This is a genomic window from Aggregatibacter actinomycetemcomitans (genome assembly GCF_023518055.1).
GTDB classification, from domain to species: Bacteria; Pseudomonadota; Gammaproteobacteria; order Enterobacterales; family Pasteurellaceae; genus Aggregatibacter; species Aggregatibacter actinomycetemcomitans.
Genome location: NZ_CP085096.1, coordinates 1,088,574 through 1,104,290, shown reverse-complemented (window position 1 = coordinate 1,104,290; position 15,717 = coordinate 1,088,574). Strand labels below are relative to the sequence as shown.

Below are 15,717 nucleotides of genomic sequence, written 5' to 3'. Positions count from 1 at the left end.
TGGACACCTAATTTGAGGTGCAGATTATGTCTTACTCTTATCAATTTCGTTAAAAAACTATCAAACAGGTCACCGAGCAGAATTTTGGTATCCGTGAGGTGGCTAAATTTCATCAGATTTCTCGTTCTCAAGTCATTTATTGGAAAAGCCTTTCGTGAAAGAGGGCTTAATGGCGTAAAATCCCCTTATATAAACCCTCAACGCCCTAAAATAGTGAAGCCAAAGATGAAAAAGAAAGCGATTGAAATCCCGGAACAAACAGACTTTTCCCCAAAAGCGTTTAAAAAGCTGCAACGAGAGCTGGCATTAGCACGTGCACAGATTGCTTACCTAAAGGAGTTGGAGGCACTCGACCGTCAAAAACAGCGACAGAAAAAAGAAAAATCATTGAAAGATTGAAGCCAAATCACGCGTTAAATGACTTACTTCGTGTGGCTAAAATGCCTCGTTCTACCTTTTATTATCAGCAAGTTAAACACGATTATCGTGAGATAAAAGAAACTATCTTGTTGCGGTATAAAAAGAACAGAAAACGAGATGGCTATCGCCCAATGACACTCAAATTACGTCAAATGGGTTTCCATTTGAATCATAAAACGGTGTTAAAACTGATGAATGCGTTAGGTATTCATTCTATTTTACGCAAGAAAAGACATGGAAAACGAGGCAAAACATCGCATATTGCCCCGAATGTGCTAAATCGTGATTTTACAGCGACGGCGCTCAATCAAAAATGGGTAACCGATGTCACTGAGTTTCGAGTTGGGGAAGAAAAGCTCTATTTTTCACCGTTGATGGATTTAGCGAACCGGGAAATTATTGCCTATAATTTTGCGAAACGCCCTAAGTTCTCATTGGTAAAAAGAATGCCGGAAGAAGGACTTGGCAAACTAAAACCGAGCGAATGCCCGATTATTCACAGCGACCAAGGGGTATTGTACGGCTCAGCAGAATGGGTAAAGATGTTGGAAGGCAAGGCGATACAAAGTATGAGTCGCCGAGGGAATTGCTATGATAATGCGGTGATTGAAAGCTTTTTTGCGATATTAAAATCTGAGTGTTTTTACTCACGCACTTATACTTCGATTGCCGAATTACAGGCGGAAATTGAAGAATATTTGGTGTATTACAACCAAGAACGAATTAAACTTGATTTAAAAGGATTAAGCCCGGTGCAATACCGAGCTCAATATTTAAGTTAACTAACCTGTCCAACTTTTGGGGGGCAGATCACTTTTCTATGATAAAACAGCGATAAAAAAGGCGGTCTAAAACCGCCTTTTCTGTTTGACGCAACTTAATAATACATTTCAAATTCTACCGGGTGTGGTGTCATATTTAAACGTTCCACTTCTTTGCGTTTAATACCGATAAAGGCATAAATAAAGTCTTTGGTGAACACATTGCTTTGTGTTAAGAATTCAAAATCATTCTCCAGCGCATTCAACGCTTCTTCCAAAGAACCTGCAACAGCCGGAATATCTTTTAATTCTTCCGGCGGTAAATCGTACAGATTTTTATCCATGGCATCACCCGGATGAATTTTATTTATGACACCATCCAAACCTGCCATTAATAATGCGGCAAATGCCAAATACGGGTTAGCAAGCGGATCAGGAAAGCGGGCTTCAATACGAATGGCTTTAGGGCTAGTCACCGCCGGAATACGAATGGAAGCGGAACGGTTACTAGCGGAATAGGCCAACAATACCGGTGCTTCAAAGCCCGGTACCAAACGCTTATAAGAGTTGGTACTTGGGTTGGTAAAGGCGTTTAAGGCTTTGGCGTGTTTAATAATACCGCCGATGTAATAAAGTGCCGTTTCGGAAAGACCGGCATATTTATCCCCTTGGAAAATATTTTTGCCGTTTTTGCTTAAAGACATATTGCAGTGCATACCTGAACCGTTATCACCAGTAATCGGTTTCGGCATAAAACAAGCGGTTTTGCCGTGTTCATATGCCACATTACGTACGATATATTTATAAATCTGGGTTTCGTCTGCTTTTAAAGTGAGGCTGTTGAATTTGGTTGCAATTTCATTTTGTCCTGCAGTTGCCACTTCATGGTGGTGCGCTTCGATGACCAAACCCATTTCTTCCATTAATAAGCACATTTCAGAACGAATATCATGCGCCGTATCATTCGGCGCCACGGCGCAGTAACCGCTTTTTTTCAACGGACGATAAGCGTTATTACCGTCCTCATAACGTTTGTTACTGTTCCATGCGGCTTCAATATCATCTACTTGGTAAGAATTGCCGTTCATAGATACATCAAAACGAACGTCATCAAATAAGAAGAATTCCGGCTCCGGCCCGAAGAACACTTGATCCGCCACGCCGGTAGAACGCATATAGTTTTCCGCACGAATAGCGATAGAACGCGGGTCGCGGTCATAGCTTTGCATAGTGGTCGGTTCAAAAATACTACAACGAAGTGAAAGTGTCGGGATTTGTGCAAAAGGGTCAACTATGGCGGTTTCGGCAATCGGCATTAATAACATATCCGCTTTATTAATCGCCTTCCAGCCTTCTACAGAAGAACCGTCAAACATTTTGCCGTCTTCAAATAAATCTTCATCAATCAAATTCACCGGCAGAGATACGCCATGTTCTTTGCCTTGAATATCGGTAAAACGCAGTAATACAAATTTAATGTCATTTTCTTCAATGAGTTTAAATACATTCTCAATCGCGCTGGGCATAAGTAAATCCTCTATAATAGACATGAGTAAAATGAAAAAGAAACGCTACAAAAATAGCATACTATTCATAAAATTCAAGTTATTTTTAAACAAAAATTAATGATAAAAATAAATACTTAGATAAAATACAATAAAATTGTAATTTAACAATATAAAAAATCAAAAACAACCTTATTCTTTATATACGCGTTATTTAATTTCATGAATCTTTAATGTGATCACGATCACCATTTTTGTCTCTTTTCTTCTGATTTCGTTCAAATTTTCCACCATTATTTAATAGCTGATCATGTTAAAACGTTGTATAATCTGCGCCCTTCCGCCTTCCACAGGACAAAAGTGCGGTGGAAAAACACAGAATTTTTAACTCACTCCAAGAATTTTCAATGACAGATCAAATCGATATTAACAAATTACGCAACATCGCAATTATCGCGCATGTTGACCATGGCAAAACCACCTTAGTGGATAAATTATTACAACAATCCGGCACACTAGAAGCCTCCCGCAGTGGCGATGCCGATGAGCGTGTCATGGATTCCAACGATTTAGAAAAAGAGCGCGGCATCACTATTTTAGCGAAAAATACTGCCATTAACTGGAATAGCTACCGTATTAACATTGTAGACACCCCGGGGCACGCGGACTTCGGTGGCGAAGTGGAACGCGTACTTTCCATGGTGGATTCCGTATTATTGATGGTGGATGCCTTCGACGGCCCGATGCCGCAAACCCGTTTTGTTACGCAAAAAGCCTTCTCCCACGGTTTAAAACCTATCGTAGTCATCAATAAAGTTGACCGCCCGGGCGCCCGCCCTGACTGGGTAGTGGATCAAGTCTTCGATTTATTCGTGAACCTTGGCGCCACCGACGAACAACTAGACTTTCCGATTATTTATACTTCCGCGTTAAACGGCGTAGCCGGCTTGGATCACGAAGATCTGGCAGCCGACATGACGCCGTTATTTGAAGCCATCGTAGAACACGTTGAACCGCCAAAAGTCGAACTCAACGCGCCGTTCCAAATGCAAATTTCACAGTTGGATTACAACAGCTACGTGGGTGTTATCGGCATCGGTCGCATTAAGCGCGGTACGGTGAAACCGAACCAAAGCGTCACCATCATCGACAGTTTCGGTAAAACCCGCAACGGTAAAATCGGGCAAGTGTTAGGGCATTTAGGCTTACAACGTTACGAAGAAGACATCGCCAGCGCCGGCGACATCGTAGCGATTACCGGTTTAGGCGAGCTAAATATTTCCGATACCATCTGCGACATCAATAATGTAGAAGCCTTGCCGGCATTAAGTGTTGATGAACCGACCGTCACCATGTTCTTCTGCGTCAACACCTCGCCGTTTTGTGGCAAAGAAGGCAAATATGTGACTTCCCGCCAAATTTTAGAGCGTTTGAACAAAGAGCTTGTACACAACGTGGCATTGCGCGTAGAAGAAACCCCTAACCCGGATGAATTCCGCGTTTCCGGTCGCGGCGAATTGCATTTATCCGTGTTAATCGAGAACATGCGGCGCGAAGGCTACGAATTAGCCGTGTCCCGCCCGAAAGTTATCTTCAAACAAGTTGATGGTCATAAACAAGAACCCTTTGAACAAGTGACGATTGACATTGAAGAACAACATCAGGGCGCGGTCATGGAAGCCCTAGGTATCCGTAAGGGCGAAGTGAAAGACATGGTTCCGGACGGCAAAGGTCGCACTCGTTTGGAATACGTGATCCCAAGCCGTGGCTTAATCGGTTTCCGTAACGAATTTATGACCATGACTTCCGGCACCGGACTGCTCTACTCCAGTTTCAGTCATTACGATGATGTAAAACCGGGCGAAATCGGGCAGCGTAAAAACGGCGTATTAATTTCCAACGCTACCGGCAAAGCCTTGGCTTATGCCTTATGGGGCTTACAAGAACGCGGCAAATTGATGATCGATCATGGTACCGAAGTCTATGAAGGGCAAATTATCGGTATTCACAGCCGCTCCAACGACTTAACCGTAAACTGCCTGCAAGGGAAAAAACTCACCAATATGCGCGCCTCCGGTAAAGATGATGCTATTGCATTAACCACACCGATTAAATTCAGTCTTGAACAAGCTATTGAATTTATTGATGACGACGAATTGGTTGAGATTACCCCGCAATCTATCCGCATTCGTAAAAAATTATTAACGGAAACGGATCGCAAACGTGCGAACAGAACCACAACCAGTACCAGCACACATTAATTAATTTTGATAGAGAAAAAGTGCGGTGTGTTTTGTAAAAGTTTTGTAAAACATACCGCACTTTTATATCTATAATTTACATTTCTATTTCCTATTAAAAATATATTCAAAAAAAAGAATATTGAGGATATAATGAAGAAAGTTTAGTTGTGTTCTTTTTCAAAAAAGTACTGCATTGTAATATATTTAACATCTTATTTTTATATAACTATAAATCCTAACTCTATGAAAATTTTACTGAAACCTTTCCGCTATTCTGTTATAGCAACAACCATCGCATTGGTATTTAATCAACCGGCATTTGCGTCAGAGTTTAATGCTCAAATAAATAATCAACCGTCTTCTCAGGCTAAAACAAAAAGTAAAACCAATATTAAAAAAAATATGCAGAACAACATATCTAATTCTGCAAAAGAATCCGTTAATACTTATCAAACGGAAATTCAGCGTATCACTGCCGCACAAAAACTTGCCCGTCAAAAAGCTGAAATGGCACAAAAAGAAGCGGAAGCCCGTGCAATAGCACAAGTAAAAGAGAAACGTCAACAAAGCCAAATTAAAGCACAAGAATTAGAACAGAAAAAGGCGGAACTTGTTCAACGTGAGTATTTAGAAGCTAAGCGTCAAGTCCGTGAACAAGAAATGGCACGCCAGAAGGCAGAAGAAGATCGTAAAGTAGCAGAGGCACTTGCGGCCGTCAAACTAAAGAATTCCACCCAACAACGTTTAACTAAAGAGCAGCTGGCAGCACAGAAAGAAGCGGAACGTTTGGCTAATGAACAAGAAATCGCCCGCAAAAAAATTAAAGCAAATGAGCTTCAACGTGCCATTAACGAACAAAGTAAATTAGCCGAAGTTGCCCGAGTAAAGCGCACTCTTATTGAGCAAAAACAAGTAATTTCACCTCAAAAAGAAGATGAAATACTTCGCCAACAAGCGATTGAAGAACAGCGCAAAAAAGAAGCATTGGCGAATGCAGAACGCAAGCGTTTAGAAGCGGAACGTCTTGCCCGCGAGGAAGAAATTGCAAATCAAAAGGCAGAAGAAGCCCGCAAAAAATCTGAAGAACTTGCCCGCCGTGAGCGTGATCGTTTGGCACGCGAACAGGAAATTGCCCGTCAAAAAGCAGCGGAAGAAGAACGTCAACGCGCTATTGAAGCCCAACGTCAGCAGGAAGAAAATGCCCGTATTGAACGCGAACGTGCAAAACGTGAAGAAGCCGACCGTCTAGCCCGCGAACAGGAAATTGCCCGTCAAAAAGCAGTGGAAGAAGAACGTCAACGCGCTATTGAAGCGCAACGTCAGCAGGAAGAAAATGCCCGTATTGAACGCGAACGTGCAAAACGTGAAGAAGCCGACCGTCTAGCCCGTGAGCAGGAAATTGCCCGTCAAAAAGCAGTGGAAGAAGAACGTCAACGCGCTATTGAGGCGCAACGTCAGCAGGAAGAAAATGCCCGTATTGAACGCGAACGTGTCCAACGTGAAGAAGCCGACCGTCTAGCCCGTGAGCAGGAAATTGCCCGTCAAAAAGCGGTGGAAGAAGAACACCAACGCGCTATTGAAACGCAACGTCAGCAGGAAGAAAATGCCCGTATTGAACGCGAACGTGCCGAACGTGAAGAATCCGACCGTCTAGCCCGTGAGCAAGAAATTGCAGCTCAACAAGTTGAAGAAAAACCGGAAGAAAGCCCTGTTATTCTTGTTCGCTCTACTGCCCCTACGGATTTACCTAGTGATATGGCACCATTAGATCTTGAGGACATTCAAGGAGAAAACAGTGGTGTCGAAAAAACCGTTACTGTAGCGCCTAAAGAACACATTGAGATGATTCATGATGAAACAAACTCGGAAACTAAAACTGAAGACGTTGCGCTAAAAGTAGATAGCACACTAGAATCGCAGGAGAGCAGTAACAGTCAGCCTGAAGTAGCTGAACAAGCTTCGGTAGAACAAGTTGTCGCTTCTCACGAAGAAACAGCCCATCAACTGAATGCTGAAGAAACCATTTCTGTGGTTAAACGTTTAACTACAGAAATCGCATCGGCAATACATGCCAATCTTGAACCTAGTGTGGCTGACGCTGAGGTTATCGCTAATTCGGAAGTTAGGGAATCTGAGGAAACAGAAGTAGCACCACAAGCCCCAACGATATATAACCCAAATGAAATTCTCGTTGCCAATGCGATCGCTTCCAATGTAGCAATCTTGAATACATTAAATTTAGATCTTTCCGGGCGCTTAGACAGAAAATTAGACAGAACAAGTTTCTACCGCACTCTTGGTGGTGTTTGGGTTGAATACGTTAATAGCGATATGCACGGTCACGGTGGTGATACCAATAATTACCGCGCTAAAAGTAACCAAATTACGTTAGGTAATGATGAAGCCCAATTGGATAACGGCGTGGTTTTAGGCGGCACATTTACTCATGCCAAAACCGATAACCAATACGGTCCATTGAGTGGAAAAGATACCCTCACTAAAATCACAGCCTACGCTAAACAAAACTTTGATCAATACAGTAAAGCACTTGATATTGGTTATGGTTGGTCAAGCAGTAAAATTGGCAATAGCAAATTGAAACGTAAAATCATTAGTGTCGGTATGAATTTTGCCTACGACTTCGAACTTAAAGATTTCAAAGTGACGCCAATTTGGGGACTTCGTTATCACCATCTAAGCTCTACCGGTGGTGAAATCAACGGGTTAAACGTGAGAAGTCCCGGCTTTAGTCTGGTCGCTTACCATACAGGCTTAAAATTCAGTAATACCTACAATGTTGATGGTATTGAAGTGACGCCGGCATTCTCAACCTATTATGTAACAACATTAGGAAAATCTTATAGCCAAAATATTAATGGTAAAGAGTTTGGTGTCGCTATTGGTCCTTATTGGCATAATAACGCAAGTTTAAGCATTGGTTTGCGAGATTGGAAAATATCTGCCTACGCAGCTGTGAACCAGGGTAAACATGGGGAACGCCAAAACCAACTTGGTGTAAAACTGAATTACTACTGGTAGTAAAAACACCGAAAAAAACGACCGCACTTTTGTGCGGTCTTTCGTTTTAGTTCGATGAATAACTCACTTCTGCAAATAATCCAGCACCACTTGATGGTGATCCATCGCTTTAAATTTATCAAATACCTGTTCGACTTTTCCCTGTTCATCAATTAAAAAGCTGATCCGGTGAATGCCGTCATATGTGCGTCCCATAAATTTTTTCTCGCCCCACACACCGAATTGTTCCGCGACCTGATGGTTTTCGTCGGATAATAAAATGAAGTTCAATACTTTCTTTTCTGCAAATTGGGCTAATTTTTTCGGGCTGTCCGGGCTAATGCCGAGAACAACCACACCTAATCTGTCCAATTCCGCTTTGCTATCGCGTAAACCGCAGGCTTGTGTGGTACAGCCAGGTGTTAAGGCTTTCGGGTAAAAATAAACCAATACTTTTTTACCTTGAAATTGGGTTAAAGAAACCGATTGGTTATGTTGATCCAACAAGGTAAAGTGCGGTGCATTTTCACCGGCTTTTAATGTTTCCATTTAAAATCCTTCTTAAAATACAAAAAAATAAAAAAATCTCTTGCAAATTAAGGCTATTTTAGCGATCTTAAATAGCTATTAGCAAGCAAACACAACGGTTTTCGATCCTTTTTATTCGAATCGTTATGACAAAATAACAAATAAAACGGAGGCTTTTATGTCAAATCATCCTTTATTTCAAGGCAGTATTGTTGCATTAGTGACACCAATGGACAGCCATGGTGAAGTCGATTTTAAAACCTTAAAAAAATTAGTGGAATTTCACATCAAGAGCGGCACCGATGCTATCGTTTCCGTCGGAACCACCGGTGAGTCTGCCACCTTGAGCATTGATGAAAATGTAAAAGCTATTTTAAAAACCGTTGAATTTGCCGATGGACGTATTCCGGTTATTGCCGGCACCGGTGCTAATGCCACCAGCGAGGCCATCACCATGACCAAATTACTCAACAACAGTGGCATTGCCGGTTGTTTATCCGTTGTGCCTTACTACAACAAGCCGACTCAAGAAGGCATGTATCAACACTTCAAAGCCATCGCCGAATGCACCAATATTCCACAAATTCTTTATAATGTACCGGGACGCACCGGCAGTGACTTATTGCCTGAAACCATCGGTCGTTTGGCAAAAATCAGCAACATTGTGGGGATTAAAGAAGCTACCGGCGATGTCAGTCGTGTACAAAAGATCAAACAACTTGCCGGCGAAGATTTCATCATTTTAAGCGGCGACGATGCTACCGGTTTGGAAGCCATGAAACTGGGCGCGCAAGGCGTGATTTCCGTCACGAACAACGTGGCTGCCGCCGATATGGCAAAAATGTGCCATCTCGCCCGCGCGGGTAAATTTGATGAGGCAGAACAAATCAACCAACGCTTAATGCCGCTACACAAAAATCTGTTCGTCGAATCAAATCCAATTCCGGTGAAATGGGCGTGTTACAAATTAGGCTTGATTCAGGAGCCGGTATTACGTCTGCCGCTCACCACATTAAGCGAACAGGCACAGCCGAAAGTCTTAGATGCATTAAAAGCCGCCGGCTTGCTTTAAACGCAGTATTCATCAGGACCTATTCATATAGGCCCCGAACTGTTCACACATTATTCTGTCGAAAAAAAACAATTTTTACGCAACATCCTAATCATGAAGCAAAAGGGTAATTTATGAAAAAATGGCTATTAACCGTAGCAATCGTCACCGCACTCAGCGCCTGCTCCACCGGTAACGAAAGTAAACAACAAGCAGGTGATACCTATCAAAAATCCAACAGCGAATTACCATATTTTACTCCGTTAGCCAGTGGCGGCGTGAATCTGCCGGCACAAAGCGCGGAATATCAATTACCACCAGTTAAAATCAGCAGAACCGACGGTGTAGATATTCGTCCGCCATCCTTGCCATTGGCAATCATCAGTAATTCCGTCACACAATTTGACGGCGAACGTGCACTGATCGCTTATACGCCGGACAAACAAAGAGTTTACAATCTAACCCAAGTGGAACGCCTGCTCAAAGAACAAGACATCAGCTACACCGTCGAAGGCAATAAATTATTAACCGACTGGGCGAATACCGGTCGTGCCGACGATTTGGAAAACACCAAAATCCGCTACCAAATTGAAGAAATCAATGCCCCGCACGCCAGTGCATTGGTTGTTTCCGTGTTGCAAATGAAACGTGATGACACCATTTTCACGCCGGATTTTACGGACAGGCAACGCTACGCCTCCGATCGCTTAAATCAATTGGTGGGGGAATTGAATTCCGCTTACCAAAAACAACAGCAGGATCTTAACGGCGCAGCCTCCTCACCAATTCAGTCCGCCATCGCCACCGACGCCAACGGCAGAACCGCAGACATCATTTGATAACGCCTGGCAGCGTTTAGGTTCCGCTCTGCCGAAACTGGGCTTTGAAATTCAGGAAGAAACCGGCAGCCGAGGCATTCGCGAGTTAGAGTACAAACCTTTATCACAAGAAGAATGGCGCCGTGTAGGAATGCAGCTGCCGGACTTGGAAAAAGGCACTTACCAAATGCAGCTTGCCGCTGTAGGTAAACAAAGTGCGGTGGTTATTTCCGACGAAAATAAAACCGCCCTCTCCGGCGAACAGGCACAGCTTATTTATCAAGCGTTGCAGAATGTATTGGCAAAATAATTTGATTTAAACTCCAAACGCCATTTTCAAAGGAAAGTGGCGTTTTGCTTTGTTATATCTTATTGCGAAGCCTATTTTCCTTATTGGTTAACACCCGATATAATAGTTCCATTATCGATTCAAAGGACTAACTGATGCTTGAAATGCTTCCTTTCACCTTGCCTGAAGTAGGAGCAATGTTACTTACCCACCTATGGCTCTCTTTATCGGCATTGCTAATTGCAGTAGTAATTGCTGTACCTATTGCAGTATTATTGTCACGCAAACGCCACATGGCGGAAATAGTGTTACAATTTACTAATGTGCTGCAAACCATTCCATCTCTCGCTCTGCTTGGCTTATTGATTCCCTTTGTTGGCATTGGTTCACCACCGGTACTAATTGCCCTAACACTCTATGCTCTGTTACCGATCTTCCAAAATGCCTATTTGGGATTAAGCCAAATCGATCAATCTATTCAAGATGCTTACACCGCTTTCGGCTTATCTCGGTGGCAATCGTTATGGCGAATTGAACTGCCGATGGCCTTGCCGGCAATGATGTCGGGCATCCGTACGGCGGCAGTATTAATTATCGGGACTGCAACCCTGGCGGCATTAATCGGGGCGGGCGGGTTAGGCAGTCTTATTTTACTCGGTATCGATCGCAATAATATGGTGATGATTTTTACCGGTGCCTTACTTTCTGCATTATTGGCAGTCGGAGTAAGCGGTTTGATTGCTATTTTACAAAAAGTACGATGCAAACGTCCCCTTGCTATCGTTTTGATTTTAGGGCTAAGTGCGGTTGGTTTTTCGCAAATTTCTCTCACATCCCAAACTCAAAAAGTAGTGATTGCGGGTAAACTTGGCAGTGAACCTGATATTCTTATCAATATGTACAAACTGTTGATTGAGCAGGAAAACAAAACTATTCAAGTAGAGCTTAAACCGAATTTCGGCAAAACCTCTTTTTTATTCAATGCTCTCAACAGCGGTGAAATTGATATTTATCCTGAATTTACCGGCACAGTGCTGGAAGCCTTAGTGCAAGTGTTACCCGAACAAAAAAATCATCACCGCTCTCCTGAAACCACTTATCAGCTGAGTAAACAATTACTGGCGGAACAGTTCCGGCTTGAATTTTTACCGCCGATGGCATATCAAAATACCTATGCATTAGCAGTGAAAGAAGCCTATGGAGCAACACATGGGCTTGCAACAATCAGCGATTTACATCATGTGGCAGGTGACATTCGCGCCGGCTTCACACTGGAATTTCTCGATCGAGTCGATGGCTATAAAGGAATAAAATCACAAGGCATTACTTTAGTTCATATTGTCACCCTTGAACCTGCTTTGCGTTATACGGCGTTACTCAACAATAAAATTGATTTAATCGAAGCATTTTCTACTGACGCAGAACTCAAACAACATCAGCTCCACTTACTGAAAGACGACATTAATTTATTCCCTGCCTATCAAGGTGCGCCACTAATGAAAGCCGATTTTGCAGCAAAAAATCCGCAGGTTCTGACCGCACTTAACCGCCTCGCCAATCGTATTTCCGAACAAGAAATGAGTGAAATGAATTATCAAGTTAAAGTACTGGGCGAAAGCCCGGAGAAAGTGGCGAGGGAGTATTTGAAGAAAATGAAATTGCTATAGCCTTAGACAAACGGTACCGGGCCGGATTATCTAAGCCATACTACAACTTATAATGAACTTAAAAAGGCTGAGGAATATATAACCCTGTATGACTGATACGGGAGAATACAGAGAGATCAAATAAATGAACATAACAGAAAAAATCACGGAACGTGGTATTACAAACTCAATCGGCAATATGGCCACACGCTGTTTAATCGAACGAAAAGGGATACCGGTTTTATCAGTACACGGTTCTATAATGCTCTCCCCCGATTCAGCACAATTACTTGGAAGCGCGCTATGTACCTTTAAAGCGGTTATGAAGGTAGAATATGAAAAGTAATCGCACACCTTTTATCGAATTTCGCGGCGTAAGCAAATATTATGACGGACAACATGCAGTGCAAACGCTAAATCTGACCATCTATCAAGGCGAATTCTTCGTATTGGTCGGAGGTTCAGGTAGCGGTAAATCCACAACATTGCGCATGATCAACGCCCTCACCGAACCTACAGATGGAGATGTATATTTTCAAGGTAAACGGATCAAAGATTACAACATCCATACCTTACGTCATCGCATCGGTTATGTATTACAACAAATCGCCCTATTCCCCACCATGACAGTAGCGCAAAACATTGCCTTAATGCCCGATATTCTTGGGTGGCACAAAAATGAGCGAAAATCCCGTGTGAATACATTACTTGAATTAGTGAATTTGCCACCTGCGCAATATCAGGATCGCTATCCGCGCGAACTTTCCGGTGGAGAACAACAACGGATAGGCATTTTACGGGCTATTGCTGCTAATCCCCATTTATTGCTCATGGATGAACCATTTTCTGCACTTGATCCACTGGTGCGGGCTGCCTTACAAGATCAAATTTCGTTGATCCATAAAAAATTCGGCACAACTATCGTGTTCGTTACTCATGACATGCAAGAAGCCTTAAAACTTGCTTGTCGCATTGGCGTCATGCAGAATGGGAAGCTGGTACAAGTAGGTACACCAAACGAAATCCAGCAACAGCCTGCCAATAGTTACGTAAAATCGCTATTCGCTTCGTCTGAACAGGCGTTAACGGTAGAGAAAGTGATTATGCAATATGAGCAATTAAGTAAGACTGAACAAGCAAGTGTACGGAAATGGCTAGCACGTAATGGTTAACAATACAGTTATATTTTTATATTTTTACTGCCTGATCATACTGTTATATAAGTTAAACCCGTTTTCCAAAAATTGCTGTACCTACACGAACCATGGTGGAACCACATTTGATTGCCATCTGCATATCATCGGTCATGCCCATGGATAAGGTGTCGATTTGGGCGTTCGGCAAGGCTTGTTGTAATTGTTCAAACAACACACGCATTTGATAAAACACTTGCTCCTGCCGAGCCACATCATCGGTAGGTTCGGGAATCGCCATTAAGCCACGCAGGCATAAGTGCGGTAAGTTTTCCAGGTGTTTTGCAAGGTCTAAAATTTCACCGGGCTGGACGCCGGATTTACTGGCTTCATTGCTGATATTCACCTGAATTAAGACATTGAGCGGCGCTTTATGCGGAGAACGTTGTTCATTTAAACGATCGGCGATTTTGGCGCGATCAAGGGTTTGCATCCAGTCAAAATATTCCGCCACCAAACGGGTTTTATTGGATTGCAACGGGCCGATAAAATGCCATTCCAAGTTAATATTGTGCTGTTGGCAGAATTGAATTTTTTCCACTCCCTCCTGTACATAATTTTCTCCGAATGCCTCCTGTCCCGCTTCATACGCTGTTAAAATATCTTCAACGGGCTTGGTTTTAGAAACAGCCAGTAAAGTAACCGCACTTGGTGAGGACCCAATCATATGGCAGATTTGGGTTATTTTTTGCTGAACCAGCTGTAAATTACGTCGAATATTATCCATTGGTACGCCGCCTGATTTGTTCAAGTGTTTCAATATGTAATAGTTTTCCATTTAAATACACTGTACGCAATAGATTTTCTTGCTTATCCACTTCTTCTTCGCGCAAAGTTAGATATTCGCCATTTCTTCTGACTAAGGCAAGCCGTCCTTTTTTCGAACGTTTTTCCGCACCGGTAACGGGATCTTTATATACATCACGCCATTTGCCTGCAACACTCACCGCACTTGCCTTCATCGCCCAGCCCATCATGTCACGGTTAACCTGTTGCAACAAGCCGCCTCCCATACCGAAATTCACATTATCCACGCTGAATCCATGTGCCATGACAGCATCCAGTATGTGTGTCAATGAAGTATAATTAATTCCATCCCCCTGAATGACACGAATGCAATCCGGCAATACTTTATAACCCTTACTATTTATTCTTGTTCCGAACTTTTCAGCCAAAATATCCAGTACGCGACAAATTACCGTGCCCGGTTCACCGCTGTCAGGACGAATTATCAAAGTTCCCGACATTTGTGAAATCTGCTGCTTAAATCGTTCCCCCCAAACTTCATTAACCACCTGCCATAAATCATAGCTGTCAGACACAATGGCGAATGCAGGATATTTACCGGCAAATTGCTGAAATATATTTTCATAGGCTGCGATCTCATGTTCTTTTCCCCAACTGGTAACTGTACTGTGTTCTGCCGCAGGAATTGAAAATGCCGGCATATTTTCGACCTCATACCAACGGGCTGCACCAATAATACCGCTGAGACTATCTGTTCCACAAAAATTTACCAAATGCGCCAAGCTGCCAAGAGCCACCGACTCCAAACTACTGGCTCCGCGTGCACCGAAATCATGTAATTTAAACGGCAAACCACTCAGATCATCAGCAGATCTTTCCAATGCGCGTTTAAGTATTTGTTTACAATAATAAGATAGACTTGCTACCGTAGCAGGGTAATAAATACCACGCAGAAGTGCCGTTTCCAAATAACTTGATAACCAGAAAAATTCCGGATCTGTATTAACAACCTGGCACACCACATTACCGGCAGGCAATACTAACCCCTCTGCCACAGCCTGAATTCGAAGCGGAAGATAACCTTTATATTTTTCCAAAATAGCAAGCCACCCTTGTCGATTGAAAGGTAAGCCATGTGCAATCAATAAATTTTCAGCTTCATTTATATCTTGTAGAGTAACCGGTTTAGTTAGGTATTCCTTGAGAAAGGCCTGCAATCCGAAGAAAACAACATCAAACTCACTTTTACGGGCTTCGATATAAAAAGAGACATATTCGCTATCAGGCGGATATTGCAGCCAATGAGATGCTTTATAACTATCTGTATTTAGAATTAAATTCGTTAGATTTGAAGTATACATTTTACACCTATAAAAATAATACATACATAACCACTCGAATTGTAGCATATACTTTTCAGTATTAACGCCATCTTTCAAAATTTAATACGCTAATCTCTCCCAATAACATTCAATTCATTAATTTTATTTAGAAACAT

The 15,717-nt window shown here is 42.5% G+C and carries 10 protein-coding genes and 2 pseudogenes; 8 read left to right on the top strand and 4 right to left on the bottom strand.

Annotated elements, in window-relative coordinates; all coding sequences use genetic code 11:
* Positions 1-59 precede the first annotated feature (59 nt).
* Positions 60-399: pseudogene (locus LIN98_RS05645) on the top strand (transposase).
* Entirely contained in the window at positions 396-1,202 is an 807-nt protein-coding gene (locus LIN98_RS05640; protein ID WP_249847582.1) for an IS3 family transposase, read from the top strand. The pseudogene LIN98_RS05645 and the gene LIN98_RS05640 overlap by 4 nt, the downstream one beginning before the upstream one ends.
* A 95-nt stretch (positions 1,203-1,297) precedes the next feature.
* Here the strand turns inward: LIN98_RS05640 and glnA are convergent, their stop codons facing one another.
* Positions 1,298-2,707, bottom strand: a complete 1,410-nt coding sequence (gene glnA / locus LIN98_RS05635) for a type I glutamate--ammonia ligase (protein ID WP_249856080.1) — start codon at positions 2,705-2,707, stop codon at positions 1,298-1,300.
* Positions 2,708-3,093: 386 nt separating this feature from the next.
* Here glnA and typA point away from each other — a divergent pair, with 386 nt between their 5' ends.
* Positions 3,094-4,947, top strand: a complete 1,854-nt coding sequence (typA, locus tag LIN98_RS05630) for a translational GTPase TypA (RefSeq protein ID WP_014167841.1) — start codon at positions 3,094-3,096, stop codon at positions 4,945-4,947.
* A 225-nt stretch (positions 4,948-5,172) separates the two neighbouring features.
* Positions 5,173-7,968 carry an autotransporter outer membrane beta-barrel domain-containing protein gene (locus LIN98_RS05625; RefSeq protein WP_249856079.1) on the top strand — a complete coding sequence of 932 codons (2,796 nt, stop codon included), beginning with the start codon at positions 5,173-5,175 and terminating at the stop codon, positions 7,966-7,968.
* A 63-nt stretch (positions 7,969-8,031) separates the two neighbouring features.
* On the opposite strand, the gene bcp is transcribed toward LIN98_RS05625, so the two are convergent.
* Positions 8,032-8,496, bottom strand: a complete 465-nt coding sequence (bcp, locus tag LIN98_RS05620; RefSeq protein WP_005568446.1) for a thioredoxin-dependent thiol peroxidase — start codon at positions 8,494-8,496, stop codon at positions 8,032-8,034.
* 157 nt (positions 8,497-8,653) lie between these two features.
* On the opposite strand from bcp, the gene dapA reads away from it, so the two are divergent.
* The 4 genes and pseudogenes from dapA (at position 8,654) to LIN98_RS05600 (ending at position 13,451) form a co-directional block, all read left to right on the top strand.
* Complete coding sequence (gene dapA, locus LIN98_RS05615; protein ID WP_005568444.1) at positions 8,654-9,547, top strand: 4-hydroxy-tetrahydrodipicolinate synthase; 894 nt, start codon at positions 8,654-8,656, stop codon at positions 9,545-9,547.
* A gap of 113 nt (positions 9,548-9,660) precedes the next feature.
* A pseudogene (bamC, locus tag LIN98_RS05610) lies at positions 9,661-10,654 on the top strand (outer membrane protein assembly factor BamC).
* 134 nt (positions 10,655-10,788) lie between these two features.
* Positions 10,789-12,300 carry an ABC transporter permease/substrate-binding protein gene (locus LIN98_RS05605; RefSeq protein WP_014167845.1) on the top strand — a complete coding sequence of 504 codons (1,512 nt, stop codon included), beginning with the start codon at positions 10,789-10,791 and terminating at the stop codon, positions 12,298-12,300.
* A 314-nt stretch (positions 12,301-12,614) separates the two neighbouring features.
* Positions 12,615-13,451, top strand: a complete 837-nt coding sequence (locus tag LIN98_RS05600) for an ABC transporter ATP-binding protein (protein WP_005568437.1) — start codon at positions 12,615-12,617, stop codon at positions 13,449-13,451.
* 52 nt (positions 13,452-13,503) lie between these two features.
* Here LIN98_RS05600 and LIN98_RS05595 read toward each other — a convergent pair whose 3' ends face one another.
* Positions 13,504-14,199: a YggS family pyridoxal phosphate-dependent enzyme gene (locus LIN98_RS05595; RefSeq protein WP_005568436.1), complete on the bottom strand. Its 696-nt coding sequence runs from the start codon at positions 14,197-14,199 to the stop codon at positions 13,504-13,506.
* Positions 14,192-15,580, bottom strand: coding sequence for a nicotinate phosphoribosyltransferase (locus LIN98_RS05590; protein WP_005568434.1), 1,389 nt, complete (start codon positions 15,578-15,580; stop codon positions 14,192-14,194). The genes LIN98_RS05595 and LIN98_RS05590 overlap by 8 nt, the downstream gene beginning before the upstream one ends.
* Between the last annotated feature and the right edge of the window lie 137 nt (positions 15,581-15,717).